Genomic DNA, 25,843 nt, shown 5'->3' with positions numbered 1-25,843 from the left:
CGCGGCAGGCTTCCCCAGAAGATACGCCGGTTTTTATCGGTGACCAGAGGTGGACATGAAAAGGGGGTGACGATGCAAAATGGGTCACATTTTTCGGTATGCAGCCCGTCAGACGGGTTTCGTCATCCGCATCGCCCGCCAGACCCGCTCGGGCGTGGCGGGCATGTCTATATGGCGCACGCCCAGGTCGTGGAGGGCGTCTGCGATCGCATTGATCACCGCCGCCGGCCCGGCGATGGCCGAGGCCTCGCCGCAGCCCTTGGCACCCAAGGGATTGGTGGTGCAGAGGGTTTCCATGGCGACCAGCTCCACCGGCGGCACGTCGGTCGCCCGTGGCATGGCGTAATCCATGAACGATCCGGTCAGCAGCTGGCCGCTCTCGGGGTCGTAGCGGCAGATTTCCATGCAGGCCTGGCCGATCGCCTGTGCGGCGCCGCCATGGATCTGGCCTTCGACGATCAGCGGGTTCACGATCCGGCCGAAATCATCCACCGCCAGATAGCGGTCGACCCTGGTGGTGCCGGTCTCGGGGTCGATTTCGACCTCGACGATGTGGCAGCCATAGGGGAAGGTGAAGGCTTCCGGGTCGTAATAGGTGGTTTCGTCGATGCCGGGCTCCATCCCCGACGGATAGTCGACCGGGGCATAGGCGCGGCCGGCGACCTCGGCGAAGGTCAGGCTGCGATTGGTCGTGCGCATCCGGAAGATGCCGTCGGCCAGCGTGACCTCTTCGGGCGTGGTGCCCAGCATATGGGCGGCGATGCGGGTCATCTTGGCCACCACCTTGTCGGTGGTCACCGCCAGCGCCGAGCCGCCGACCGACAGCGAGCGCGAACCATAGGTGCCGACGCCATAGGGCACCTTCGCGGTGTCGCCATGGACGATCTCGATCAGGGCGGGGTCGATGCCGGTTTTGTCCGCCACGATCTGGGCGAAGGCGGTCTCGTGGCCCTGGCCGTGGGAATGGCTGCCGGTCAGCACCATGATGCCGCCGGTGGGCCCGACCCGGACGGTCGCCACTTCGAACTGCCCACCGCCGAGCCCGGCCTCGATCAGCAGCTTCGACGGTCCCATGCCGCAGGCCTCCATGTAGAAGGCGACACCCATGCCGCGGCGCAGGCCCTTCGCGGCCGACGCCGCCCGACGGGCGTCGTAGCCATCCGGATCGGCGGCCTGACGGGCCAGATCCATCAGCGCCGGCAGATCACCCGAATCATAGGTCCACAGAAACGGCGTGCGGTAGGGGATGGCCTCGGGCGGGATGGCGTTCATCCGCCGGATCTCGAACGGATCCATGCCCAGCTCCCGCGCGGCCGTTTCGACGATCCGCTCCATCACATAGGTCGCCTCGGGCCGGCCGGCGCCGCGATAGGCATCGACGGGCGTGGTGTTGGTGAACACGCCCTCGACATGGACATAGACGTCGCGCAGGGCATAGGGGCCGGGGAAGGGGTTGGCATAGAAGAAGGTCGGGATCGAGGGCGCGAAGGTGGAGAGATAGGCGCCCATATTGGCCAGCGTGTGCACCTTCATCGCCCGGAACCGGCCGTCCTCGTCCAGGCCGAGCGATACCGTCGTCACATGGTCGCGGGCATAGGTGTCGGCCTGGAAGGCCTCCAGCCGGCTTGCGATCCAGCGCACCGGCCGGCCGGTGCGTTTTGCCGCCACCAGCACCAGCACCTCTTCCGAATAGTGATAGATCTTCATGCCGAAGCCACCGCCGACATCGGGCGAGATCACCCTGAGCTTCTCCTCGGGCACCTTGAGCGTTGCGGCCGAGAGCGTCACCCGGATCGAATGCGGATTCTGGCTGGAGGTCCAGAGCGTATAGTCGCCATGGCCGCGGTCATAGACGCCGAGCGTGCCGCGGGTTTCCATCGGGCTGGCATTCACCCGGTTCTGGATCAGGTCCAGCGTCACCACCCGCGGGCTGGCGGCAAGGGCTGAATCGACTGCCGCCTCGTCACCCAGATCCCAGTCGAAACAGCGGTTGTGGGGCAGTTCCGCCCGGACCCTGGCGGCGCCGGGCGCGAGGGCGGTGGCGAGATCGGTCTGGCAGGGCAGGGGCTCGTACTCGACCTCGATCGCCTCCACCGCGGCATCGGCCTGGGCCTCGGTTTCGGCCACCACCGCCGCCAGCGGGTCGCCGACATGCAGCACCCGGTCCACCGCCAGCACGGGATGGGGCGGGTGGATCATCGGCGTGCCGTCACGGCTGGTGACCGGCCAGGCGCAGGGCAGGCCGCCGATACCCATCTTTTCAAGATCGGCGCCGGTGATCACGTCGAGCACGCCGGGCAGGGCGCGGGCAGTGCTGGTGTCGATCCCCCGGATCAGTGCCGCACCATGGGGCGAGCGCAGGATGCGCATATGCGCGGCCCCGAGCTCCGCCGCCGCATCGGCAACATACCGGCCGGTGCCGGTCAGAAAACGTGCATCTTCCTTCCGGCGAAGCGGTCGACCGATCTGGCCCATGAGCTTCCGGCCCTCCCTTGTGATCCCCTCCCGGCGGCCGGTCGCGGCGCAGGCTCCCCCCTGCCGGAAACCGCGCGTGAGCGGTCTTCGGATGCCGTGTTCTCAAGCCATGTCCAGGTATGCGGGCGTGTGCCTCGGTTCAGGCTCACCCAGCGGGGGCCGGGTGTAAAATAGAATTAATCGTCTGCGGGTATCGGCTTTTCTGATGACCTGAGAGGCCGTCTGGCAGCAGGCGCGAGCGACACGGTGAGAGCAAAACGCGCGCCTTCGCCGGGGCGGCTGTCGAGGCTGAGGTCGTGTTCCAGGATCTGGGCCATGCGCCGCGCGATGGAGAGGCCGAGGCCGACGCCGGCCGATCGGTCCCGGCGGGCATCATCGATCTGGGTGAATTCGGCGAAGATCCGCTCCTGATCGGCCGGGTCGATGCCGGGGCCGGTATCGGCGACGGTAAAGCGCACCGCCGGCCGGCCGTCGAGTTCTGCGGGCGTGGCGGAGAGGGTCACCGACCCGGCGGCAGTGTAGCGCACCGCGTTCGACAGAAAATTGCGCAGGATCCGGCCGGTGATCACCGGATCGGTGCGGATCCGCAGGCCTTCCGGCAGGGAAATCCCGACGCCGAAGCCCAGCCCCTTGTCTTCTGCCACCGGCTCGAATTCCCGGGCCAGATCGTCGACCAGCACCACCGGATCGACGTCCTGAAGCTGCGGCGTGACCGATCCGGTATCGAGCCGGGCGGGGTCGAGCAGATTGCCGAGCAGGCCGCGCATGCCCGAGAGCGCCTTGCGCATGTCGTCGAGCGGCGAAGCGAGGGCCGGATCGCGATTGCGGCGGGTGATCGATCCGGCGAGCAGGCGCAGCGATTCGATCGGCTGCAGCAGGTCGTGGCCGGCGGTGGCGAGGAAGCGGGCCTTGGCGACATTGGCCCGTTCGGCGTGCTCTTTGGCCTTTTGCAGCTCCACGGTGCGGGCGGCGACCTCTCCCTCCAGCCGCTCGGCCGCGGCCTTGAGCGCCAGGGAGGCGTTCTCAAGCTCGCGGATACGGCGCCGGGCCGCCGTGGCCATCGGCTGGAAGATCAGCAGGGCTTCCAGCGCCAGGGTCAGCAGGGTGGCGATCAGCAGGGCGATATGCAGGTCGTGCAGCCGGTCGACGGCGGCCTCGCCTTCGGCCTGGAAGCGGGCGACGGCATGGTCGAGCACGTCGAGCAGGGGGCCCGGCCCTTCGCGCAGCACCAGCGCCACGGCCGGCGCATCGCGCGGGATCGGCGCGCGCGGGTCGGTGAGCACCGCCTCCATCGCCGCCAGATATTCCCGCACCCGCCGGTCGATCGCCGAGGGCTCGTCGTGGAACAGCCGCGCCATCGCGGGCGAGAGGCCGATCGCCTCGCCCGTGCCCGACCCGCCCTTCAGCAGCGCCTCGTGATTGCTGCGCATCTGGGCGATCACCTCGGCCAGATGCTGGCGGGCATCCTGCTGATCCTGGGCCGGAACCGGATAGGTCAGCCGGCCGACGAACAGGGCGCCGCGCTGCGACAGGAAGCGTTGCTGGCCGCTGACATTGATGATGCCGGCGGTGGCCCGTTCACGGCTGATCACCTGGGTCAGCACCAGGAAGGAGCCGATCGCAAGCGCTGCGACCAGCCCCAGGGCCAGCCGGTAGCGCCAGGCCATCCGTGTCGGGTCGCCGCCGTCGATCCTCATCGCCGCCGGTGGCTCCAAAGGCTGCGGGCAAGGGCGTCGGCCGCCCATGGCGTCGAGGCACGGCCGGCGATGCGCAGCGCCACGGCCGCCGTGCCGATCACCGTCGCCTCGCCTTCGGCATCCTCGGCCTCGCCCCGCCAGAGGGCGGCGAGGCGGGCGGGGTCGTCGGGGCTGTCGGCCGGTGCCGCCGTCAGCAGGGCCGGCCAGTGCTCGACCTTCGAGGTGCCCTGTTCGACCAGGCGCAGATCGACCGGCTTATGCGGCCGGCGCTCCCCCTCGCCACCCGCCCCCTTGACCACACCAAGCCAGCGCCCGGCATCCAGCAGCAGCGAGGCCTCGGCATGGCTGTCGAGATAGTTGGGATGAAAGACCCCGATCAGGGTCGCGGGCGCATCCAGCGGGTTCAGATGGCGGACCAGCGTGTTCACCGGCGAGCGCAGCCCCAGCACGCTGCGGAGGTCGAGCAGCCGCTTGAGATCGGGCGAAAGCCCGGCCAGCGGCAGATAGACGAAACCCTCGCGCCCCAGCCGGTCGGCGGCCTCGGACAGATCCGCCGCCGGGGACAGCCCCAGGGCCGAAAGCCCCTGCAGCGCACCGACACCGCCGGTCTGAAGATCGTTGTCGCCATGCATCAGCACCGGCACGCCGGCCTCGCCCAGCAGCCGGGCGGCGAGCAGATACCAGGGCAGGCCACGGGTGCGGCCTGCGGCATAGCTCGGCCAGTCGAGCGCCGGCCGGAGCCTGCCACCCGGTGCCGTGCCGACGGTGGTGCGGGCAATATGTATTCTGGCGGCATCGACCAGCCCGGCCAGTTCCTCGGCCGTTTCGCCGCGATAACGCATCAGCAGCAGGAAGGCGCCTGCCTGGACATCGAGTGCCGTGCCCGCAAGCAGGGCCGCGAAGGCATCGCGTGCCTCGCTGCGGGTCAGCGGTCGCGACCGGCCGGGGCCGCGGCCGATGATGCCGAGGGCCTGGGCGAGGGTGGCGACGGCGTCGGATGTGGTGTCGGTCATCGGCATTCCGCTGCGGAAGGTCAGGCGGCGTCGCGCCCTTCCGCAGCGGCCGGGCGGGCAGCGGTTGCGGAAACGGCGATCGCCTCTCCCACCAGTATCGTCACCGGGCCGTCGGCGTCGAGCCCTACCAACGCATCGGGCAGCATGGCGAGCGGCACGCTGACGGATCGGGCCTGCGGGCGCCCGGCCCATTCGACCGCGGCGGCGGGTTCTGCCGGGTCGCGCCCGGCGGCGATCAGCGCCGCCACGATCGCCGACGCCCGGTCGCGGCCCATATAGATCGCGAGCGTGCCGTCGGCAGCGGCAAGCCGGTCGATCGCCCCGGGCAGGCCGCCCGCCAGATCATGGCCCGCCACCAGCGAGACCGAGCGTGCGGCCCCCCGCAGGGTCAGCGGCCGGCAAAGATGGGCGGCGGCCGCGGCTGCGGCGGTCACGCCCGGAATGATCCGGGCCGGGATGCCGGCCGCGTCGAGCGCCCCCAGTTCTTCGTCGAGCCGGCCGAAGATCGCCGGATCACCGCCCTTCAGCCGCACCACATGCAGCCCCTCTCCGGCCAGTCGCACCATCAGCGCCGATATCGTCGCCTGGCGCATGGCATGGGCGCCGCAGCGCTTGCCGACCGGGATCCGCCGCGCCTCGCGCCGCGCCAGTTCCAGGATCGCGGGATCGATCAGGGCATCGTAGAGCACGACGTCCGCCGCCTCGATCGCGCGGGCCGCATCGCGGGTGAGCAGACCGGGGCCGCCGGGGCCGGCGCCGACCAGATCCACCCGGCCCGCCTGGACCGGGATGGCGTCGGCCGGCAGGTCATCGATCGGGATCTCGGGATGGTCCAGCAGCCGGGCGGCCAGATCGCGCCAGAAGCGGCGCCGCGCGGCCTGGTCGGTCAGACGCCGGGCGATCTCGGCGCGCCGGTTGCCGGCCGCGGTGACGGCGGCACCAAGGCCGGCCGGCAGAAGCGCTTCCAGCCGCTGGCGCAGGACGGAGGCCAGCGCCGGAAACCTGCCGCCGGTGTGGATCGCGATCTGCAGCGGCCCGCGCCGCACCAGGGCGGGCAGGGTTACGTCGGACAGGGCCGGCCGGTCGACCGCGTGAACCAGGGCGCCGGCTGCGGCCGCGGCCTCGGCGATCAGGGCAGCGGTCGCATCGTCGATCTCAGGCGCGATCACCACCAGCCGGGTGCCGGCAAGATCGGGCAGGGGATGGAGCGGCAGGATCACGCGGCCTGCAAGTTCCGCGCAGGCGGGCGCATCGTCATGGATCGCGATCTCGGCCCCGGTATCGTCGAGCAGCGCGAGCTTGGCCGCAGCCCCCGGTCTGGCGCCGAAGGCCACCACCCGCCGGCCGGCGAGACGGAGGGCGAGGGGCAGGCCGTCAGCGGTGTCAGACTGGTTCGACATGGGGCGTGGCCTCGCTGAGGATGGACCTGATCTGATGGCGGCAGGAACCGCAGCCGCCGCCGGCGCCGGTGGCCTCTGTCACCTGGGCCAGGCGCCGGTCGAGCGGGCCGGTGCCGGCCGCGGCGAGGATGGCGCTTCGGCCCACGCCCGCGCAGGCGCAGATCGCGGGGTCACGCCGGGCATCTCCGCCATCGGGATCGTGATCGGCCAGCAGCGCCAGGCGCAGGCCGGCGGGGGCTGCGGCGCCGCGATCGGTTGCGGGGTCGAGCAGACGGGCGAGTGCGGTGGTGTGGGGCAGGGCGTGGGGTTGCCGTGCAAGCGCGATCACCGCCATGATCCGGCCGTCGGTGCCGGTCCAGGCGAGCCGCAGCCGGCCGCGGGCGGCATCGATCAGCTCGATCGCCGGCCCCGCATCGATGGCGGCGCCGAAGCCGCGGGCGAGGCGGGTGGCGAGCTGGCGCCAGCCCTCTGCCGTGGCCGGCATGTCATCCCCGGCCAGGATCACCGCCCGGCCGGCCTCGACCGCATGGCGGACCCAATAGGCGGGCAGGCGCACACCGCGGCGCAGCGGCCCGCGGGTCGCGCGATCGACCATCACCCCCGACCAGCCCGGCCGCCAGGGGGCGAGGCGGACGACCGCATGCTTCAGCTCCGGCTGGCCCGAGAGCGGGTCGGTGGCGGGGGAGGCGAGGTGGCCGATGGCGGCCTCGGCGGCGAAGGCGTCGGACCAGTGCATCGGCGCGAAAACCTCACCCCGCCGCTGGCCCGGATCGATCGTCACCCGCAGAAGTGCGGTGCCGCGCCGGCCGGTGATCCGCGCAAAGCCGCCCTCGCCGAGGCCCGCCGCCTGGGCGTCCGCCGGGTTCACCGCCAGCAGGGGTTCCGGGGCGTGGCGGGCAAGGCGAGCGGCCCGGCCGGTGCGGGTCATGGTGTGCCACTGGTCGCGCAGCCGGCCGGTGTTGAGCACAAGCTCGCCCGGCTGCATCGGACGTTCCACGGGCGGGCGATGATGCAGGGCGATCAGGCGTTGGGACGGCACCACCCGCGCGGTTCCGTCCCGGCTGCCGGCCGGCACCGGCCATTGCACCGGCTCCAGCGCGTCATATTGCTGGCGGGAGAGGCCGGCGAGGCCGGCGATGTCGAAATGCCGGCCGAAGGCGGCCGCTGCGGCGCCCGACAGCCGGGCGTGTTCATCGAAAATCTCCGCCGGGTGGCGCCAGGTGAAGGCATGGCCGAAGCCGAGCCGCCGGGCAACCTCTGCGATCAGCCACCAGTCGGGCCGGGCATCGCCCGGCGGCGGCAGCACCGCGCGTTGCCGGCTGATCCGGCGCTCGGAATTGGTGACGGTGCCGTCCTTTTCCGACCAGCCGGCCGCCGGCAACAGCACATGGGCCAGCGCCTGGGTGTCGGTGCCGGTCACGCAATCCGATACCACCACCAGCGGGCAGCGGGCCAGTGCCTGGCGGAAGCGGCCGGCATCGGGCAGGCTGACGGCGGGATTGGTGCCGATGATCCAGAGCGCACCGATCTTTCCCGCCTCCAGCGCATCGATCAGCTCCACCGCCTTCAGCCCCGGGCCGGTGGCCATGTCGGCGGCCTGCCAGAACTCGCCGACCAGCCGGCGTTCGGCGTCGGAGAAACCCAGATGCGCCGCCAGCTGATTGGCCAACCCCCCGACCTCGCGCCCGCCCATGGCATTGGGCTGGCCGGTCAGCGAGAACGGCCCGGCCCCCGGCCGGCCGACACGGCCGAGCGCGATCTCCAGGTTGAGGATCGCGTTGACCTTATCGGTGCCGGCGCTCGACTGGTTGACGCCCTGGCTGAACAGGGTCAGGCAGCGCGGCGTCGTCAGCACCATGTCCGCAAGACGGGCCAGATCGGCAGGGGCCAGATCGGTCAGCGCCGCGCAGGCGGCGATGTCCGGGCAGTCGGTGCGCGCGGCCTCGATCGCGGCGGGGAAGCCTTCGGCCGCGCGATCGGCCAGGCCGCGCCGCTCGGCCTCCACCAGCAGGAACTGCCAGAGGGCGGCATCGCCGCCGGGGCGGATGGCGAGATGCAGATCGGCGGCGCGGCTGGTATCGGTGGCGCGGGGATCGATGACCACCAGCCGCGTGCCCCGGGCCGCGCGGGCCTCCATCAGCCGGCCGAACAGCACCGGATGGCACCAGGCGGCGTTGGAGCCGACCAGCACCGCCAGATCGCAGACATCCAGATCCTCGTAACTTCCCGGCACCAGATCCTCGCCGAAGCCGCGGACCTGGCCTGCGACCGTCGACGACATGCACAGCCGCGAATTGGTGTCGACATTGGCGCTGCCCAGGAAGCCCTTGGCCAGCTTGTTGGCGGCGTAATAATCCTCGGTCAGCATCTGGCCCGACAGATAGAAGGCGATGCCGCCCGGGCCGCGTTCGGCCCGCGCCCGACGGAAGCCGTCCGCCACATGGTCGAGGGCGGTATCGAGCGGCACCGGCCGGCCGTCGATCCGCGCCCGGGTCAGCCGCCCGGCACCGCCCAGCGTGTCGGCGAGGCTGGCGCCCTTGCCGCAGAGCCGGCCGCGATTGGCGGGATGGGCCGGGTCGCCGGTCACCGGCAGCAGCCCGCCCGCCCCGTCCGGCCGCGCCAGCACGCCGCAGCCGACCCCGCAATAGGCGCAGGTGGTGCGGATGGCGGCCGGTGGCGGCAGGGCGGTCATTCCGCCGCCTCGGCGATCAGCCCGGCACCGGCAGGTGCCGCCGGGCTCAGCGGCCGCAGCCGCACCAGCACCCGGCCCTCTGCCGTGACGGTTACGGGATAGCGGGCGACGCAGTCGCGGTCGGGTGCTGCCGCCCGGCCGTCATCCAGGCTGAAGACCCGGCCATGCAGGGGGCAGCTGACCGCGCGGCCATGGACCAGCCCGTCCGCGAGCGGCCCGCCCTTATGCGGACAGGCATTGGCGATGGCGGCGGGGGGCCCCTCTGCCGGCCGGAACAGTGCGATGCTGCCGCCCTGGTGGCGGATCACCCGGGCACCGCGCAGCGGCAGGTCGTCGAGCGTGCCGCAATCGATCCAGTCGGCGCTGTCGGCGAGGACCGCGGTCATATCGGCAAGGCTGGTCATGGGCTCGCGCCTCCTCACTCGGCCGCCCGGCGGGCGGGGACGTCGATCGCGGCGAACTCGGCGCCGGGTGCCGCGGCGAGGCTTGCCCAGGGGTCGACCTGGGCATGGGTCTGGGAGGCCAGGAACCGGGCGGCGAGCGCCTGGCGGGCGGCGGCATCCGCCACCACCACGGCCTTCACCCGATCCAGGCCGATGCGCTCGATCCAGGGCGCGGTGCGCTCCAGATAGCGGGCGTCTTCGCGATAGAACTGGATGAAGGCCAGGCACATCTCGATCCCCTCGGCTTCGGTCGAGACCTTGGCGAGCGGGTCGGTGCCGCGCAGATGGATGCCGCCATTGCCGCCGACCACCAGTTCGTAGCCGCTGTCGACGCAGATCACGCCGAAATCCTTGATCGTCGCTTCGGCACAGTTCCGCGGGCAGCCCGAGACCGCCATCTTGAACTTGTGCGGCATCCAGGCGCCCCAGGTGATCCGTTCGAGCCTGACGCCGAGCCCGGTCGAATCCTGCGTGCCGAAGCGGCACCATTCCGATCCGACGCAGGTCTTCACCGTGCGCAGCCCCTTGGCATAGGCATGGCCCGAGACCATGCCCGCGGCATTGAGGTCGCGCCAGACCGCCGGCAGGTCCTGCTTGCGCACGCCCAGCAGGTCGATGCGCTGGCCGCCGGTCACCTTCACGGTCGGGATGTCGTAGCGGTCGACGATATCGGCGATGGCGCGCAGCTCCGTGGCCGAGGTCAACCCGCCCCACATCCGCGGTACGACCGAGAAGGTGCCGTCCTTCTGGATGTTGGCGTGCACGCGCTCGTTCACGAAACGCGAGGCCGGGTCGTCGACACCGGCAGCCGGATGGGTGCAGAGCAGGTAGTAGTTGAGCGCCGGCCGGCATTTCGAACAGCCTTCGGGCGTTTTCCAGCCCAGCACCGCCATGGCCTCGATCGCGGTCATGGCCGGCAGATCGCCGAGCCGTGCGCGAACCGCGTCATGGCCGAGGTCGGTGCAGCTGCAGATCGCCGGATCGGCATCCTCTGCCTCCGCCGGTGCCGACCCGCCCAGGCACAGGCCGAGCAGCGCCTTCACCTGGCCGCTGCACGACCCGCAGGAGGCGGAGGCCTTGGTATGGGCGCGGACCTCGTCGAGGCTGGTGAGGCCCTGGCCCGCGATCGCCGCGGTGATCGCGCCCTTGCACACGCCGTTGCAGCCGCAGATTTCGGCATCGTCGGCGAGGGCGGCTACGGCGGCGGTCGCGGCATCGGCACCCGTGGCCGAGGGGCCGGCGGCGAAGGCCGGGCCGAAGATCAGCCGGTCGCGCAGCGGGCCGAGGGCTTCCGCCTTGCGCATGGTCTCGAAGAACCAGGGGCCGTCGGCGACATCGCCATACATGACCACGCCGTCCAGCCGGTCGTCGCGGATCACCAGCTTGCGATAGCTGCCGCGGGCGGCATCGCGCAGTGTGATCTCTTCGGCATCCGCGCCGCCCAGACTGCCGGCCGAGAACACGTCGACGCCCGAGACCTTGAGCCGCGTGGCGGTGGGGCGGACGGCGAAGCCGTCGCCGGGCCGGCCGGCCAATGCGCGCGCCAGCACCTTCGCCTGATCGTAGAGCGGCGCCACCAGACCGAAGCACTGACCGTCGAATTCGACGCATTCGCCGAGTGCGGCGATCGCCGGATCCGAGGTGCCGAGCCGGTCGTCGACCAGGATGCCGCGGCCGACCTCCAGCCCCGCCGCGCGGGCGAGGCCGGTTTCGGGCCGGATACCCACCGCCATGACCAGCAGCTCCGCCGGCAGCACCCGGCCATCGGCGAGTTCCAGCCCCGCAACCCGGCCGGTGCCGTCGTCCAGGATCGCCCGGCTGTTCGCGGCGGTGACCGTGGTGATGCCGCGGGCGGCGAGGGCGTCCGCCAGCATGCCGCCGGCCTCGGCATCCAGCTGGCGTTCCATCACATGGCCGGCCAGGTGGACCACCGTCACCTTCATGCCGCGCCCGGCAAGCCCGGCCGCGGCTTCAAGGCCGAGCAGCCCGCCGCCGATCACAACGGCCGGTGCGCCGGGCCGGCCCAGGGCCAGCATGGTGTCGACATCGCCGAGGTCGCGGAAGGTGACGACGCCCTTGAGCGCCGCCCCGGGCAGCGGCAGGCGGATCGGCTGCGATCCGGTGGCCAGCACCAGCCGGTCATAGTCCAGCAGCCGGCCGGCGGCGGTGGTGACGCGCCGTGCCACCCGATCGATGCCGGTCACGGCGTCGCCGGCCATAAAGCTCACGCCATGGCGATCGAGGAAGTCGTCGTCCAGCAGGCGGATCGCCTCTGCCGTCTTCTCTCCCGCCAGCACGGGCGAGAGCATGATCCGGTCATAGGGCGTATGGGGTTCGGCGCCGATCAGGGCGATGTCGCAGGCACCCGGCGCCAGGGCGATCAGCTCCTGAACCAGCCGGGTGCCGGCCATGCCGGCGCCGATGACGAGGATGCGGTCTCGGGGCGTGTTCATCGGGCGGCCTCCGCTCATTCCGCCGCGACGGCGAGCATCGCCGCCGCATCGGCATCCTCCACGGCATCGCCGTGCAGGAAGGACAGCATCTGGACCCGCGCCTCGATGAAGGCGGGATCGCGGAGCACCTGGGCGCGGCGGCGCGGGCGGGCGAGGGGGATGTCGACGATCCGGCCGATCCGCGCGGCCGGGCCCTCGGTCATCATCACCACCCGGTCGGCGAGCAGGGCGGCCTCGTCGACATCGTGGGTCACCATCATGACCGTCATCGACAGATCGGCCTGGATGGCCATCAACTCGTCCTGAAGCCGGGCGCGGGTCAGCGCGTCGAGCGCGCCGAAGGGCTCGTCCATCAGCAGCACGGCCGGACGTATGGCCAGCGCCCGGGCGATGCCGACCCGCTGGCGCATGCCGCCCGACAGCTCGTGCGGCCGGCGCGCCGCGGCATGGTCCATACGCACCATCGCCAGATGTTCGTCGATCAGCTGCGCGCGGGCGGCGGCATCCATCGTCCGGCGATGCACCTGATCCACCGCCAGCGCCACATTCTCGCGCACCGTCAGCCAGGGCAGCAGGGCATGGGCCTGAAAGACCATTGCCCGGTCGGGGCCGGGGGCATCGACCACTTTGTCGTCGAGCAGGATGGCCCCCCGCTCGGGCGTGATCAGCCCGGCCACGATGTTGAGCAGGGTGGATTTGCCGCAACCGGAATGGCCGATCACCGCCACGAATTCACCACGGGCGATCTTCAGATCGATGCCGCGCAGGATGGGTCGGACACCGTCGCGGGGGCGAAAGTCGAGATCGACGCCTTCGATCGAGAGATGCGGTCGGTTGGTCATCGGGATCGTCCCTCTCAGTAGGCCGTCTCAGTGGGAAAGGCGGCGCTGAACGGCGGCCATGGCGGCGTCGAGTGCGATGCCCACCAGCCCGATCAGGACGATCGCCACCAGGATGCTGGGGACCGAGAGGTTGTTCCACTCGTCCCAGATGAAGAAGCCGATGCCGACCCCGCCGGTGAGCATTTCTGCCGCCACGATCACCATCCAGGCGGTGCCGAGCGACAGCCGCATGCCGGCCAGCACATAGGGCAGGGCGGCGGGCAGCAGGATGCGGCGGAACATGGCAAGCCGGCCCAGGCGCAGCACGCGGCCGACCTGGACGTAGTCGGCCGGCACGGCACGCACGCCGGCGGCGGTGTTCAGGATCACCGGCCAGATGCTGGTGATCAGGATCACGAAGATCGCGGAGGGGTCGACCGCCCGGAACAGCAGCAGGCCGATCGGCAGCCAGGCGAGCGGGCTGACCGGGCGCATCACCTCGATGAACGGGGTGAAGGCACGGGAGGCCGCCTGGCTGGTGCCGATCAACAGGCCCAGCGGCAGGCCGATCAGGCAGGCGAGGCCGAAGCCCGCCAGCACCCGGCCCAGCGAATAGAGCAGCTGCCAGAAGATGCCCTGGTCGTTGGGCCCCGCGATGTAGAACGGGTCGGAAAACAGCTCGATACCGCGGGCGAGGGTTTCACCAACGCCCGGCAGGTCGGTCGCCACCGTCTGCTGGATCAGCGTCCAGCCGCCGAGGGCGACGGCGAGGGTCAGAAGCGGCCAGACGATGCGCTCGGCCACAAGGCCGAGGCGCCGTCCGATGCCGGTGCCCTTTGCGGCACCGTCGAGGGAGATGTCGGCCATGGGAACGGGCTCCTGGCTCAGGCGGCGCTGGCGCGCGGGGTGGTCTGGGCGGCGGCAAGCGCGGTCAGGTCCACGGCCGGGGCCTTGATCGCGAACTGGCGGATATAGCCGACCGGGTCGGCCGGATCGAAGCGGGTGCCGTCGAAGAACACATCCGGGCCCATGGCGATCGGCCGGGTCGCCCGGGTCAGGGTCCAGGCGGAGGTGTTGATACCTTCGGGCTTGCGATCGATGGTCGGTGCGGCAATGTCCATCTGGGCCGCGACCTTGCGGTAGAGGTCGGGTCTGTAGACCGCGGCCGCGGTGGCGGCGATGTCGATCGGCCGGTCGATCTGGCCCCAGCGGATCATCTGGGTCAGCGTCCATTCGGCATGGCTGATCCAGGGGAAGTTGGCGGCATAGCGGCTGAAGACGTTGAAATCGGGCAGCGGGCGCGGTGCCTCGTCGGCGGCATAGCGGAAGGTGCCGGTCATCGACATCCGCACCACCTCGGCCGGTGCATTCACATAGGCGCGGCCGGCGATGATGTCGGCGGCCTCCGCGCGGTTCGCCGGATCGTCCAGCCACTGGCCGGCGGCGATCACTGCGCGCAGCATCGCCTCGTGGGTCGCGGGGTTCTTCTCCGCCCAGTCGGCGGCGACGCCCAGCACCTTTTCGGGCTGATTGGCCCAAAGCTCGACGCTGGTGATCGCGACCTTGCCGATGCCGGCCTCGACCGCGCGTTCGTTCCAGGGCTCGCCCACGCAATAGCCGTCGCAATTGCCGGCACGCAGATTGGCGACCATCTGCGGCGGCGGGATCACGATGATGCGCAGGTCGGCATCCGGATCGATCCCGGCCGAGGCCAGCCAGTAGCGCAGCTCGTACATATGCGACGAGACGGGGAAGACCGCGGCGAAGGTGAGCGGCGCCTTGCCGGCGGCCTTGTCGGCATCGATCACCGCCTTCAGCGCCCGGGCGGTCATCGGCCGTTCGGCCATCGCCGCCGGGTCGGCCGCAACCATCCGGTCATGGAGCGCGTTGGACAGCGTGATCGCATTGCCGTTCAGGTCCAGCGACAGGGCGGTCACCTGCGCCTGGGGAATGGCGCCGAGGCCCAGGGTCGCGGCGATCGGCATGCCGGCCAGCATATGGGCGGCATCCAGTGCGCCGATGGTCATCTTGTCGCGGATATTGGCCCAGGACGCCTCTTTCGACAGGATGACCTTCAGGCCTTCGCGCTTGAAGAATCCCTTCTCATGGGCGATGACCAGGGGGGCGCAATCGGTCAGCGGAATGAAGCCGATGGCAAGGTCGGTCTTCTCGGGTGCCAGACTGGTCGCGGCGGCAAAGGCGCCGCCCGGCAGCAGCAGCCTTGCGGCGGCCAGCGTCGCGGCGGCCCCCAGCAGCCCCCGCCGGCTGATCCGGAAGCGGCGCGCATCCGCGGCGGCGGAGGCGTCGGGAGAGGCGGGCGGAATGATCTTGTCGGTCATGGGCTCAGGCTCTCGCAGATGGCGGCAGCAGGCGGGGGGTCTCTTAGTATCGACACCAAGGTATCTACAAGTTCCGTGCCAAGCCCTGCATTCCGGCTGTATCCCGCGCTGCACAACGCTTTTGGTGCGGCGCGTGCGGGGCGAGATTGAGCGGCGTGATGCGAAGATATGCCTAATCTATGAGCTATGCGCCTTATATGACTATTAAATGATCATACCCGGGTCTCGTATAGGGGCTTTCGGGTCTATATCGGGTCTATGGATCGACCCCGACTTGCCAACCGGCGGCGTGACGGGTATGCGGAACGGATCAGCCGGATCGGGGAGGGGACATGCGGATCATCGGCCTGGTGGGGCCCGGCAACAGCGGCAAGACCACGCTGATCGAGGGGCTGATCCCGCTGCTTGCGGCCGGGGGGCGGCAGGTGGTCACCGTGAAGCGCAGCCATCACCGCCCGGATCTGGATCGGCCGGGCAAGGACAGCGACCGTCATCGCCGGGCCGGGGCGGCCGCTGTGGTGGTGGGCGGCGGCGGCCTGGTCGGTGTGCTGCGGGAAGAGCCGGCGACCGCGCCGGACGGCGTTTCGGAACCCGATCCGGCGGACCAGCTGCGCCGCTGGCTCACCCTTGCCGGGCCGGCGGATATCGCCATCGTCGAAGGCTTCGCCGGCGCCGGCCATCCGCGGCTGGAGGTGCTGGCCCCCGGCCGGCGCGATGCGCGCTGGCCGCTCTATCCGCGCGACGACCGGATCCTGGGTGTCGTCGTGCCCGACCCGGCAGCCCTGACCTGCGCGGCCCTCGACCGCGACATGCTGGGTGGGCGGCCGATCTTCGGCCGCGACGATCTGCATGCCGTGGCAGGTTTCGTGCTGTCTGAGGCGTGGCCCTCCTGGTCCTGATAAACCATCGGTTTAGTCGATGGAAACGTCATAACATTCGCGTGGAACGCTTGCGCCGGCGGCCCGTATGGCGGAAAGTGCGGTCCTCTCCCCAGCCGTCTCCGGGACCCCATCCCTTGCCGCTCGCTTCGCTCTCCGTTGCCCTCATCGCCGCCCTGGTCGGCTTCGGCGGCACCGTCGCCCTGATCGTCCAGGCCGGCCAGGCCCTGGGCGGCACACCCGATCAGATCACCTCGGCGGTCACCGCCCTCTGTCTCGGCATTGCGCTGCCCGGTGCGCTGCTCAGCTTCCGGCTGCGCATGCCGGTGGTGCTGGCCTGGTCGACACCGGGGGCGGCCCTGCTCGCCGCCTCGACCCTTCATGCTGGCTGGGCCGAAGCGACCGGCGCCTTCATGGCGGCTGCGCTGATGATGATCATCCTGGGGCTGGTGCCGGCGCTGGGCCGGCTGGCCGCCAGGATCCCGGCGGCCGTCGCCGCCGCCATGCTCGCGGGCGTGCTGCTGCCCTTCTGCATGTCGCTGTTCCGCGCCTTCCAGAGCGATGCCCTGCTCGCGGGGCTGGTGCTGATCGTCTTCGTGGTCGCCCGGCAGCGCGCGCCGACTTTCGCCCTGCTGATCGTGCTGGTGGTGGCGGTCGCGGCGGTGGTGCTGGGCGGCAATTTCACCGCACCGCATGACGGCGACCTCTTCGGCAGCCTGGTGCCGGTGATGCCGGTTTTCGATCCGGCGGTGATCATCAGCCTGGGCCTGCCGCTGTTTCTGGTGACGCTGGTCTCGCAGAACCTGCCGGGTTTCGTGGTGCTGGCCCAGGCCGGCTATACCGCGCCCACCCGGCCGGTGCTGACGCTCACCGGCCTCGCCTCGCTGCTGCTGGCTCCGATGGGCGCCCATGCGGTCAATCTGGCGGCGATCACCGCCGCGATCTGCACCGGCCCCGATGCCCATCCCGACCCGCGCCGACGCTGGGTCACCGGCATCGCCTATGCGGGTTTCTATGTGCTGCTGGCCCTGTTTTCGGCACCGCTGGTCGATCTGTTCATGGGGCTGCCGCGCGACACCATCCAGATCATCACCGGCGTGGCCCTGCTCGGCCCGCTCACCGGGTCGATCGCGGGCATGCTGTCGAACCCCGACGACCGAGAGGTGGCGGTGATGACCTTCGCCGCCACGGCCTCGGGTGTCACCCTGTTCGGCATCGGCTCGGCCTTCTGGGGGCTGGTGACCGGCTTCCTGGTGCTGGCGGCCCGGCGCCTGCTGGCCCGGCGGCGCGACGTGGTGCGCGGTTCCGCATGACCGGGGCTGTCAGGGTTGCAGCATGGGCGCGTGTGCGCACCGTCTTCGCGCGCTAAGGTTTGCGGCGTCATCCGTCAGCGGAGAGCCGGAACGCCGTGTCAGCAGAACTGTCCAGCCCCCCTGAGCCCGGTTCCGGCGCGCCCCCGCCCCGAACCCTTCGCATGATCGCCGTGATGTGCCTGTGCGAGGTGCTGTCCATGGCGGCCTATGGGTGCTATCCGGCCCTGTTGCCGCTGCTGCGCGACGACTGGCGCCTCAGCAACGGCACGGCCGGCTGGATTTCTTCGGCCTTCTTCGTGGGCTATGTCGCGGCGGTGCCGGTGCTGACCGGTGCCACCGACCGGGTCGATGCCCGGCGGGTCTATATCGGCTCGCTGACGCTGATCGCGCTGGCGACGCTCGGCTTCGGCAGTTTTGCCACCGGGCCACTGTCGGCCGGCCTGTTCCAGGCGCTGGCCGGTGCCGGTTTCGCCGGGTCTTACATGCCCGGCCTCAAGATCCTGAGCGACCATGTCCGCGGCCCCAAGGCCAGCCGGGCGGTCGCCAGCTATACCGCCTGCTTCTCGCTGGGGGCCGGGCTGTCGGTCTGGCTGGCGGGGCTGGTGGCCGCCGCCGGCGGCTGGCAGGCCGGGTTCTGGTCGGCGGGGGCACTGGCGGCCACGGCGCTGGTGCTGGCGCTGATCGCGGTGCCGGCAACACCGCCGCCCGCGCCGGCCGCCGGCATCCGCCATCGCTCCTGGTGGATGCCGCCGGATTTCCGGCCGGTGCTGCGCAACCGCCGGGCCATCGCCTATACGCTCGCCTATGCCGGCCATTGCTGGGAGATGTTCGGCCTGCGCAGCTGGCTGGTGGCCTTTCTGGTCCATGCCGGCGCCGCGGCCGCCTGGGCCAGCAGCCTGGGCGGCGCGATCATCGCCTCGGGGATTCTGACCAGTTTCTTCGGCAACGAGATGGCGATGCGGCTTGGTCGTCGGCGCTGGATCACGGTCGCGATGTCGGTGACGGCGGTGCTGGCCGGCGTGACCGCGGCGGTCGCCGGCGCACCGCTCGCCCTCGTGCTGGTGGTGGTGGCGGTCTACAATCTGATGGTCATGGCCGACAGCGCCTCGCTGACCGCGGGCGCGGTCGCCGAAAGCGATCCGTCGGTGCGCGGGGCCGCGATGGCCATGCATGCGCTGCTGGGCTTCGGCGGCGCGATCCTGTCGCCGATCACCTTCGGTCTGGCGCTCGACGGGGCAGGGGGCGACGGCGACCCGCTGGGCTGGGCGGCGGGTTTCGCGGTGCTGGCGGCGGGCGGGCTGATCGGCCTTGCCGCCTTCCGCAGGATCGGCAGGGACGGCCCACCTCCGCCTGTGATGATTTCGGGGGAGGACCGTGGCAACGGTTGATCCGTCATGCACGTGCCCCATATTCTGGCCATGATCCGGGCAGCAGCAGGACCGATGATCGGAGGACACCATACCTGATCTCGCATCCATAGATCCGGTCTGGCTGGGCCTGGGCGGCAGCCTGCTTGCAGGCCTTGCGACCGGTCTCGGCGCGCTACCCGTGCTGGTGATCCGACGGCCGGGCATCCGGCGGGAAAACCTGCTGCTGGGCGGTGCCGCGGGCGTGATGCTGGCCGCCGCTCTGTTGTCGCTGCTGGTGCCGGCGCTTGGAAGCTCGGTCGCCCGCTATGGCGCGCTCTGGGGCGCCCTCGGCATCGGGGTCGCCATCGGGCTGGGGGCCGCGGCGATCGCGGCCCTGCACGCCGTGGTGCCGCATCTGCATGTCCAGCAGGATGACGAGGCGGTCGACCACACCCTGCGCAGCCCCCATGGACCCGGCAGCCCGGCCATGGTCGCGGCGGGCGGCGATGCGCTTCTGGTGGTCGATGGCGGCGGAATGGCGGCGATCGATGCCCGGCGGATGGCGCCGGCCCTGCTGATGGTGCTGGCGATCGCGCTCCACAATCTGCCCGAAGGTCTGGCGGTCGGCGTCGGGCTCGGCGGCTCGGGGGCCGAGGGCGGCGGCGATCTGGGCCAGGGCATTGCGCTGGCGATCGGCATCATGATCCAGAACCTGCCGGAAGGCTTCGTCGCGGCGGTGGGCATGATGATGACCGGGGCCAGCCGTATGACGGCACTTCTGGTCGCCTTCGGCACCGGCGCGCTGGAAATCATCGGCGGCGGCCTGGGCGTCGCCCTTGCCGGGCTGGGTGCCGGGGTGCTGCCCTGGACCATGGCGTTCGCGGCTGGCGCGATGATCTTCGTCGTCAGCCATGAGATGATCCCCGAAACCCATCGTCATGGCCAGGAGATGGGGGCGAGCTGGGCACTGATCGCCGGCTTTGCCGTTATGACCGCAATCGCCGCCGGCTTCGGTTGAGGCCGGCTTGGGTTTGACGCCGGCTTGGGTTTGACGGCTGTGGCGGCGGGAAAACCGGGACCACGGAAACACGAAGCGGCGGCCCTGCAGACCGCTGCCCTGGACGAGATGGCGCCGGCCGACCGGCGCGACGAAACGAAGAAGGAGACGAGCAGATGGCCGGAGAGGTCCTGCATGCCCCGCGCGAGAAGCTGAGCCGCCATACCCTGGCGCTCCATCATGCAATCTCGTCGCTGATGGAAGAGCTGGAGGCGGTGGACTGGTACCGCCAGCGGGCCGATGACTGCGAGGACGACGAGCTGCGCGAGATCCTGCTGCACAATATGCGCGAGGAAATCGAGCACGCCATGATGACGCTGGAATGGCTGCGCCGGAACGACGGCGACTTTGCCGAGCAGATCAAGACCTATCTGTTCACCGAAGGCCCGATCACCGAGGTGGAGGAAAGCGCCACCGGCGGCGGTGACGAGACGGGCGGTGGCGGAGAGGGCGGCGGCGGTGACGGCCTGACCATCGGCCGCATGAAGAAGCGCCGCTGATCCGGCCCCGTCTGTCCCTTGCCGTCTATTGCCAGGAGTTTCACGAGATGGATTACCTGAACCGTTCCCAGGCCCCCTTCGGCACCGATCTCTGGCGCCGGATCGACGAGGCGGCGATCGATGCCGCCCGCGACGCGCTGACCGGCCGCCGCTTTCTGGAGGTCGACGGCCCCTATGGTGTGGGCCTGACCTCGATCGAGATCGGCAATGACGACTATTGCCGCGACCCCGGCCCCGACGAGGCCGGCGCGGTGATGAGCCGCGCGATTTCGGTGCCGATGCTGCGCAAGGGCTTCCGGCTGAGCGTGCGGCGCATCGCCTCTTCCACCGATCAGGGCCAGCCGCTGAACCTCGACCCGGTCGAGGATGCAGCCGAGGCCGTGGCCGCGCGCGAAGAGGAGATGATCTATTACGGCAACCCCGATTTCGGCCTCGAAGGCCTGTTGAGCGCCCGCGGCCGCCACGAGATCGAGGGCGGAGACTGGGCGAATATCGATCAGGCGCTGCAGGACGTGCTCGCCGCGGTGAACAGGCTGGATGAAAGCGGCCTGCGCGGCCCCTATGCGCTGGCCCTGTCGCCCCGGCTCTACAACTCGCTGTTCCGCCGCTATGACGGCAGCGACGTGCTGCAGCTGGAGCATATCTCCCGCGTTTGCACCGTCGGCATCTTCAAGGCGCCGATCGAAGGCGGCGTGCTGGTCGATCCGCGGGTCGGCGTGCTGGTGATCGGCCAGGATCTGCGTGCCGGCTATGGCTCGCATGACGGCATTCACCATCACCTCTACCTGTCGGAAAGCCTGGTGCTGCGCATCGACGATCCCAAGGCGATCTGCACCATCGGCGCCGATGTCGGCAAGGTGCCCGCCGGTAAGTGATGCCCCGGCAAGTGATGCCGCTGCGGCCGTCCGAGGCCGGAGCTGAACGACGAAACGCCGCCATCCGGACCCGGATGGCGGCGTTTCGTATGATAACCTCAGGTCTTAAGGTCTGGCCGCTTACTTCTTGACCAGCGGGCACTCACCCTTGTCCATGGGGCGGAAGGCCTGATCGCCCGGGATGGTGGCCAGCACCTTGTAATAGTCCCAGGGGCCCTTCGACTCCTCGGGCTTCTTCACCTCGACAAGATACATGTCGTGCACCATGCGGCCGTCGGGGCGGATATGGCCGTTCTTGGCGAAGAAGTCGTTGATCGGGGTCGCCTTCATCTGGTCGGCCACGGTCTTGCCGTCATCCGAACCGGTGGCCTCGATCGCCTTCAGATACTGGGTGACGCCCGAATAGATGCCCGCCTGGAGCATGTTGGGCATCTTGCCGGCCTTCTCCTGGAACCGCTTGGCGAAGGCGCGGGTCTCGTCGTTCATGTCCCAGTAATAGCCGGTGGTGACCACCAGACCCTGCGCGACCTGGAGGCCGAGCGCATGGATGTCGTTGATGAACACCAGCAGGCCGGCCAGCTTCTGCCCGCCCTGGGTGATGCCGAACTCCGACGCCTGCTTGATGGAGTTGACGGTATCGCCACCGGCATTGGCCAGGCCGATCACGTCCGCGCCCGAGCCTTGCGCCTGGAGCAGGAAGGACGAAAAGTCTGTGGTCGGGAAGGGTGCGCGCACACCGCCCACCACCTCGCCGCCCGCGGCATTCACCGCGTTGGTGGTGTCACGCTCCAGCGCATGGCCGAAGGCATAGTCGGCGGTGATGAAATACCACTTCTTGGCGCCCTGACCGACCAGCGCCGAACCGGTGCCGGTCGCCAGCGCATAGGTGTCGTAGACGTAGTGGATGCCGGTGGGCGAGCAGGCCTTGCTGGTCAGGTCCGAGGTGCCGGCACCGGCGTTCAGGTGCAGCTTGCCCTTTTCCTTGGCGATGTTCTGAACCGCCAGACCCACCGACGAGGTCGGCACGTCGACGATCACGTCGACGCCGTCGCGGTCGTACCACTGGTTGGCGATGTTGGACCCGATATCCGGCTTGTTCTGGTGGTCGGCGAAGATCACCTCGACCGGCACGCCCTTGACCTTGCCGCCGTAATCCTCCACCGCCATGCGGGCGGCGATGACCGAGGCCTGGCCGGTGACGTCGGCATAGATGCCCGACTGGTCGTTGAGCACGCCGATGCGCACGACATTGTCCGAGATCTCGGCCTGAGCCGCCCCCGCGGCGAGGCCGGTCATGGTCGCAAGAACCGCGGCAGCGATCGCGTTCCTGGTGTTCATCTGTATCCTCCCTGGGCGGATCGGGGCCGACGGCCATGGTCCCCGCGTGGTCCCGGCGGGTCTGCGACGGCCTGCTCTCCCTGCAGGAACGCCGCTGCCCGACATGCCCGCCGCAACCCGCTCCCCAGCGCGTCGGTCAGGCATGTCACGATCCGGAATGATCCGCATCCTTTGATCTGATCGGGAGATGTTTCATAGAACATGAAACCTCACTCCCGGGCCGTCTTGGGAAAGATGATGCTGTATTCGAGGGGCTGCATGAAAGGAAAAAACGCCGTCACCGCCCAAAAGCGGTAACGGCGTTCGTGGCTTCAACCAGGGGCGGGTTTCACGCGGCGCGAATATCGCCGAGGAAGCGATCGACCACCTGCTTCAGATCATCGGCCTGACGATTGAGCCGCCCGGCGGCATCCCGCACCGTGCCGGCCGTGGCACCCGTCTGGTTCGCGGCGGTGCCGACCGCGGCGATGCTGCCGGTCACCGCTTCCGTCGCCTGGGCGGCGGCCTGGGTGCTGCGGGCGATGGACAGGGTTCCGGCGCCCTGTTCCTGCACCGCGGCGGCGATGTCGCCGGCAATCTCGCTGATCGAGCTGATGATCTTCGCAATGCCGTCGATGGCGGTGACTGCCCGGCGGGTTTCTTCCTGTACGGCGCCGATCTGGCGCGAGATGTCTTCGGTGGCGCGGCCGGTCTGGCTTGCCAGATTCTTCACTTCCGAGGCGACGACCGCGAAGCCCTTGCCGGCATCGCCCGCCCGCGCCGCCTCGATGGTGGCATTCAGCGCCAGAAGATTGGTCTGGTCGGCAATGGCATCGATCAGCACCACCACCTCGCCGATCCGGTCGCCGGTATCCGACAGGCCGCGCACGATTTCGGTGGTGCGCCGCGCCTCTTCGGTGGCCCGTGCGGCGATGTCGGCGGCCTGGGTCACCCGGCGGGCGATGTCTTCGGTAGAGGTCGACAGCTCTTCCGCCGCCGCGGCGATGGTCTGGACATTGGCATCGGCCTGGTTGGCGGCGCCGACCATGGTATCGGCCTGGCGGCCGGCCTGGTCTGCGGCCTCGGTCAGCTCGGCGGCCGCCCGTTCCATGGCGCGGGCAGCATCCAGCACCACCGACAGGGACTGGCGGGCATCGTCGTCGAAGCGGCCGGTCAATTCGTCGACCCGGTGGCTCCGCTCCAGCCGGGCCGCCTGTTCGGCCTCGCGCTGGCGGGTCAGTTCGTCGGCGGCGGCCAGCCCCTCCCGGACCACGCCGAAGGCGCGGACGATCGCGCCGATCTCGTCGCGTCGCCCGGCCCCCTTCAGATCGATGCTCCGTTCGCCCTGGGCCAGACGCTCCAACCCGCGGGTAACGGCCTTCAGCGGCGGCACGGTGGAGCGGATCACCAGCACGGCCAGCAGCCCCAGCACCAGCGCCGCCGCCGCGGCGATGCCACCCAGGCGCAGGGCCTGGGCCTGGAAGGCAGCCTCGATATCACCGGTATAGACACCGGTGATCACGCCGATATCGGTCCCGGGCACGCGCTGGATGAAGGAGAGCTTGGGCTCCGGTTCGCCGCCCTGCTGGCGGGGCCAGAGATAGGCGAAGGCGCCCTGTCCGGTGGTGGTGGCGACCTTGATGGCATCCTGCACATAGGCGACGCCATTGCTGTCCTTTGCGCCGATCATGTTGCGGCCGACGACGGACGGGAATTTGCCGTTCATGAGCATGACGCCGGTCATGTCGATTGCCGACAGATATTCCTCGGCATCGTCATAGCGTACGGGCTCCAGGAGCGCGAGCCCTGTCCGGATCGCTGCCGCCCGATCGCCGCCGGTGGCCTCAGCGCGCGTGATCTCGGCCGAGACGATGGATACGCCCATTTCGACCAGAGCCTGCAGCTTATCCTGGCGGTCGGCGTAGAGGGTCTCGCGCAGGGTGGTGAGGGAGAGATAGATGGTTGCCGTCACGCCGAGCAGCGCGGCGATCAGCAGGATGCCAAGTTTGGCACCGGTCGAGAGGTTCTGCATCGTCCGGAACTCCGGAAAACCTCGGGGCCCGGGAAGGGCGCCGGATCGGGGGAGTCTAAACCCCTCCCATTAATCAATGGTTGAAATTTATTGCCAAAATGTGAGTCCGGCGCGCTGTATGGTTAACATCACGCGAAAAAGCCGCCATGCCCCTGAGGGTATGGCGGCTTTCGCAATGGCCATCGATGATGGCTGTGTCGATCAGGATTTGCGGCTGCGACGCCGTTCCATGAAGGCCAGGTATTCGCCGACGATGCCGCGGCGGAACAGCAGCACGCAGGCCACGAAGATCCCGCCCTGGATGATGGTCACCCAGGCACCGACCTGCGCGAAATAGTTCTGGATGCCGGTGACCAGGAAGGCGCCGACGGTGGGGCCGAAGACGGTGCCGACACCGCCGAGCAGGGTCATCAGCACCACCTCGCCCGAGGCGTGCCAGTGCACGTCGGTGAGCGTGGCGATCTGGAAGACCAGCGCCTTGGTCGAGCCGGCCAGGCCGGCAATGGCCGAGGACAGCACGAAGGCCAGCAGCTTGTAGCGGTTGACGTCGTAGCCGAGCGAGATCGCGCGCTGCTCGTTTTCGCGGATCGCCTTCAGGGTCTGGCCGAAGGGCGAATGGATCACGCGATGGATGAACAGCAGGCCGAGCACGAAGATCGCAAAGACGACGTAGTACATGGTCATGTCGTCATGCAGGCTGATCAGGCCGAACAGCATGCCGCGCGGGATGCCCTGGATGCCGTCCTCACCGCCGGTGAACGGTGCCTGCAGCGCCAGGAAGAAGACCATCTGGGCAAAGGCCAGCGTCACCATGGCGAAGTAGATGCCCTGGCGCCGGATGGCGAGCCCGCCGATGACCAGGCCGAGCCCGGCGCCGGTGAGCGTGCCGAGCAGGATGCCGATTTCCGGCGACAGCCCCCAGACCTTGACCACATGGCCGCAGATATAGGCGGCGAAGCCGAAATAGGCGGCATGGCCGAAGCTGAGCAGGCCGACATAGCCCAGCAGCAGGTTGAAGCCCGAGGCGAAGAGCGCGAAGCACAGCGCCTTCATCAGGAAGACGGGGTAGATGACATGCGGGGCCGCGAGGCCGACCAGGATCGCGATTGCGACGCCGATCATGGTGAGGCCGGCGGCCTTCTGGCCGCGGGTGCTGCGGGCAGCGGGAACGGTATTGACGCTCATGGGA

19 protein-coding genes are annotated in these 25,843 nt (G+C 69.9%); 6 read left to right on the top strand and 13 right to left on the bottom strand.

Translation table 11 applies throughout. From position 1 onward, the window contains the following. Nucleotides 1-108: 108 nt before the first annotated feature. From CMO28_RS01250 to CMO28_RS01205, 10 genes are all read right to left on the bottom strand, one after another. Complete coding sequence (locus CMO28_RS01250) at nucleotides 109-2,475, bottom strand: xanthine dehydrogenase family protein molybdopterin-binding subunit (RefSeq protein ID WP_296708411.1); 2,367 nt, start codon at nucleotides 2,473-2,475, stop codon at nucleotides 109-111. Nucleotides 2,476-2,651: 176 nt separating this feature from the next. Continuing rightward, nucleotides 2,652-4,172, bottom strand: a complete 1,521-nt coding sequence (locus CMO28_RS01245; protein ID WP_296708409.1) for an ATP-binding protein — start codon at nucleotides 4,170-4,172, stop codon at nucleotides 2,652-2,654. Next, a complete protein-coding gene (locus CMO28_RS01240) occupies nucleotides 4,169-5,185 on the bottom strand; it encodes a glycosyl transferase family protein (RefSeq protein ID WP_296708406.1) in 1,017 nt (338 codons plus the stop codon). The genes CMO28_RS01245 and CMO28_RS01240 overlap by 4 nt, the downstream gene beginning before the upstream one ends. Before the next feature lie 20 nt (nucleotides 5,186-5,205). After that, the gene (cobA, locus tag CMO28_RS01235) at nucleotides 5,206-6,585 is read right to left on the bottom strand and encodes a uroporphyrinogen-III C-methyltransferase (protein ID WP_296708403.1); all 1,380 of its coding nucleotides are present in this window, start codon (nucleotides 6,583-6,585) and stop codon (nucleotides 5,206-5,208) included. Next, a complete protein-coding gene (locus tag CMO28_RS01230; RefSeq protein ID WP_296708400.1) occupies nucleotides 6,569-9,277 on the bottom strand; it encodes a molybdopterin-dependent oxidoreductase in 2,709 nt (902 codons plus the stop codon). Before CMO28_RS01230 ends, cobA begins: the two co-directional genes overlap by 17 nt. Further along, nucleotides 9,274-9,681 (bottom strand): nitrite reductase small subunit NirD, encoded by a 408-nt coding sequence (nirD, locus tag CMO28_RS01225; RefSeq protein WP_296708399.1) that lies wholly within the window; start codon nucleotides 9,679-9,681, stop codon nucleotides 9,274-9,276. The genes CMO28_RS01230 and nirD overlap by 4 nt, the downstream gene beginning before the upstream one ends. 14 nt (nucleotides 9,682-9,695) lie before the next feature. Beyond that, nucleotides 9,696-12,173 (bottom strand): nitrite reductase large subunit NirB, encoded by a 2,478-nt coding sequence (gene nirB, locus CMO28_RS01220; protein WP_296708396.1) that lies wholly within the window; start codon nucleotides 12,171-12,173, stop codon nucleotides 9,696-9,698. 14 nt (nucleotides 12,174-12,187) lie between these two features. After that, the gene (locus CMO28_RS01215) at nucleotides 12,188-13,015 is read right to left on the bottom strand and encodes an ABC transporter ATP-binding protein (protein WP_296708394.1); all 828 of its coding nucleotides are present in this window, start codon (nucleotides 13,013-13,015) and stop codon (nucleotides 12,188-12,190) included. A 27-nt stretch (nucleotides 13,016-13,042) separates the two neighbouring features. Then, nucleotides 13,043-13,861: a nitrate ABC transporter permease gene (gene ntrB, locus CMO28_RS01210; protein WP_062768457.1), complete on the bottom strand. Its 819-nt coding sequence runs from the start codon at nucleotides 13,859-13,861 to the stop codon at nucleotides 13,043-13,045. A 17-nt stretch (nucleotides 13,862-13,878) separates the two neighbouring features. After that, entirely contained in the window at nucleotides 13,879-15,333 is a 1,455-nt protein-coding gene (locus CMO28_RS01205) for a CmpA/NrtA family ABC transporter substrate-binding protein (protein ID WP_296708387.1), read from the bottom strand. A 332-nt stretch (nucleotides 15,334-15,665) separates the two neighbouring features. Between CMO28_RS01205 and mobB the strand changes: the two genes are divergently transcribed. The 6 genes from mobB (at nucleotide 15,666) to CMO28_RS01175 (ending at nucleotide 21,305) form a co-directional block, all read left to right on the top strand. After that, the gene (mobB, locus tag CMO28_RS01200; RefSeq protein WP_296708384.1) at nucleotides 15,666-16,232 is read left to right on the top strand and encodes a molybdopterin-guanine dinucleotide biosynthesis protein B; all 567 of its coding nucleotides are present in this window, start codon (nucleotides 15,666-15,668) and stop codon (nucleotides 16,230-16,232) included. A 116-nt stretch (nucleotides 16,233-16,348) separates the two neighbouring features. Further along, nucleotides 16,349-17,524 (top strand): benzoate/H(+) symporter BenE family transporter, encoded by a 1,176-nt coding sequence (locus CMO28_RS01195; RefSeq protein ID WP_296708382.1) that lies wholly within the window; start codon nucleotides 16,349-16,351, stop codon nucleotides 17,522-17,524. A 161-nt stretch (nucleotides 17,525-17,685) separates the two neighbouring features. After that, nucleotides 17,686-18,912, top strand: a complete 1,227-nt coding sequence (locus CMO28_RS01190; protein WP_296708379.1) for an MFS transporter — start codon at nucleotides 17,686-17,688, stop codon at nucleotides 18,910-18,912. A gap of 70 nt (nucleotides 18,913-18,982) precedes the next feature. After that, complete coding sequence (locus CMO28_RS01185) at nucleotides 18,983-19,891, top strand: ZIP family metal transporter (RefSeq protein WP_323755050.1); 909 nt, start codon at nucleotides 18,983-18,985, stop codon at nucleotides 19,889-19,891. Nucleotides 19,892-20,046: 155 nt separating this feature from the next. Continuing rightward, nucleotides 20,047-20,430: an encapsulin-associated ferritin-like protein gene (locus CMO28_RS01180; protein WP_296708375.1), complete on the top strand. Its 384-nt coding sequence runs from the start codon at nucleotides 20,047-20,049 to the stop codon at nucleotides 20,428-20,430. A gap of 47 nt (nucleotides 20,431-20,477) precedes the next feature. After that, nucleotides 20,478-21,305 (top strand): family 1 encapsulin nanocompartment shell protein, encoded by an 828-nt coding sequence (locus CMO28_RS01175; RefSeq protein WP_062768473.1) that lies wholly within the window; start codon nucleotides 20,478-20,480, stop codon nucleotides 21,303-21,305. 120 nt (nucleotides 21,306-21,425) lie between these two features. Here the strand turns inward: CMO28_RS01175 and CMO28_RS01170 are convergent, their stop codons facing one another. The 3 genes from CMO28_RS01170 to CMO28_RS01160 all read right to left on the bottom strand — a co-directional run bounded on the left by CMO28_RS01170 (nucleotide 21,426) and on the right by CMO28_RS01160 (nucleotide 25,839). Beyond that, nucleotides 21,426-22,643: an ABC transporter substrate-binding protein gene (locus tag CMO28_RS01170; RefSeq protein WP_062768476.1), complete on the bottom strand. Its 1,218-nt coding sequence runs from the start codon at nucleotides 22,641-22,643 to the stop codon at nucleotides 21,426-21,428. Between the two features lie 328 nt (nucleotides 22,644-22,971). Beyond that, nucleotides 22,972-24,654, bottom strand: coding sequence for a methyl-accepting chemotaxis protein (locus CMO28_RS01165; protein WP_296708370.1), 1,683 nt, complete (start codon nucleotides 24,652-24,654; stop codon nucleotides 22,972-22,974). A 201-nt stretch (nucleotides 24,655-24,855) separates the two neighbouring features. Next, a complete protein-coding gene (locus CMO28_RS01160) occupies nucleotides 24,856-25,839 on the bottom strand; it encodes a branched-chain amino acid ABC transporter permease (protein ID WP_323755048.1) in 984 nt (327 codons plus the stop codon). Between the last annotated feature and the right edge of the window lie 4 nt (nucleotides 25,840-25,843).

The organism is Tistrella sp., from assembly GCF_002684955.1.
Taxonomy (GTDB): Bacteria; Pseudomonadota; Alphaproteobacteria; order Tistrellales; family Tistrellaceae; genus Tistrella; species Tistrella mobilis.
Note: the sequence above shows the minus strand (reverse complement) of the source record. Positions and strands in the feature narration are given on the sequence as shown.

Coding starts and splice junctions, on each gene's coding strand:
- CMO28_RS01190 (WP_296708379.1), top strand. CDS start 17,686: ATGATCGCCGTGATGTGCCTGTGCGAGGTGCTGTCCATGGCGGCCTAT.
- CMO28_RS01250 (WP_296708411.1), bottom strand. CDS start 2,475: ATGGGCCAGATCGGTCGACCGCTTCGCCGGAAGGAAGATGCACGTTTT.
- CMO28_RS01165 (WP_296708370.1), bottom strand. CDS start 24,654: ATGCAGAACCTCTCGACCGGTGCCAAACTTGGCATCCTGCTGATCGCC.
- nirD (WP_296708399.1), bottom strand. CDS start 9,681: ATGACCAGCCTTGCCGATATGACCGCGGTCCTCGCCGACAGCGCCGAC.
- CMO28_RS01230 (WP_296708400.1), bottom strand. CDS start 9,277: ATGACCGCCCTGCCGCCACCGGCCGCCATCCGCACCACCTGCGCCTAT.
- CMO28_RS01170 (WP_062768476.1), bottom strand. CDS start 22,643: ATGAACACCAGGAACGCGATCGCTGCCGCGGTTCTTGCGACCATGACC.
- CMO28_RS01160 (WP_323755048.1), bottom strand. CDS start 25,839: ATGAGCGTCAATACCGTTCCCGCTGCCCGCAGCACCCGCGGCCAGAAG.
- CMO28_RS01215 (WP_296708394.1), bottom strand. CDS start 13,015: ATGACCAACCGACCGCATCTCTCGATCGAAGGCGTCGATCTCGACTTT.
- nirB (WP_296708396.1), bottom strand. CDS start 12,173: ATGAACACGCCCCGAGACCGCATCCTCGTCATCGGCGCCGGCATGGCC.
- ntrB (WP_062768457.1), bottom strand. CDS start 13,861: ATGGCCGACATCTCCCTCGACGGTGCCGCAAAGGGCACCGGCATCGGA.
- CMO28_RS01245 (WP_296708409.1), bottom strand. CDS start 4,172: ATGAGGATCGACGGCGGCGACCCGACACGGATGGCCTGGCGCTACCGG.
- CMO28_RS01175 (WP_062768473.1), top strand. CDS start 20,478: ATGGATTACCTGAACCGTTCCCAGGCCCCCTTCGGCACCGATCTCTGG.
- CMO28_RS01240 (WP_296708406.1), bottom strand. CDS start 5,185: ATGACCGACACCACATCCGACGCCGTCGCCACCCTCGCCCAGGCCCTC.
- CMO28_RS01205 (WP_296708387.1), bottom strand. CDS start 15,333: ATGACCGACAAGATCATTCCGCCCGCCTCTCCCGACGCCTCCGCCGCC.
- cobA (WP_296708403.1), bottom strand. CDS start 6,585: ATGTCGAACCAGTCTGACACCGCTGACGGCCTGCCCCTCGCCCTCCGT.
- CMO28_RS01180 (WP_296708375.1), top strand. CDS start 20,047: ATGGCCGGAGAGGTCCTGCATGCCCCGCGCGAGAAGCTGAGCCGCCAT.
- mobB (WP_296708384.1), top strand. CDS start 15,666: ATGCGGATCATCGGCCTGGTGGGGCCCGGCAACAGCGGCAAGACCACG.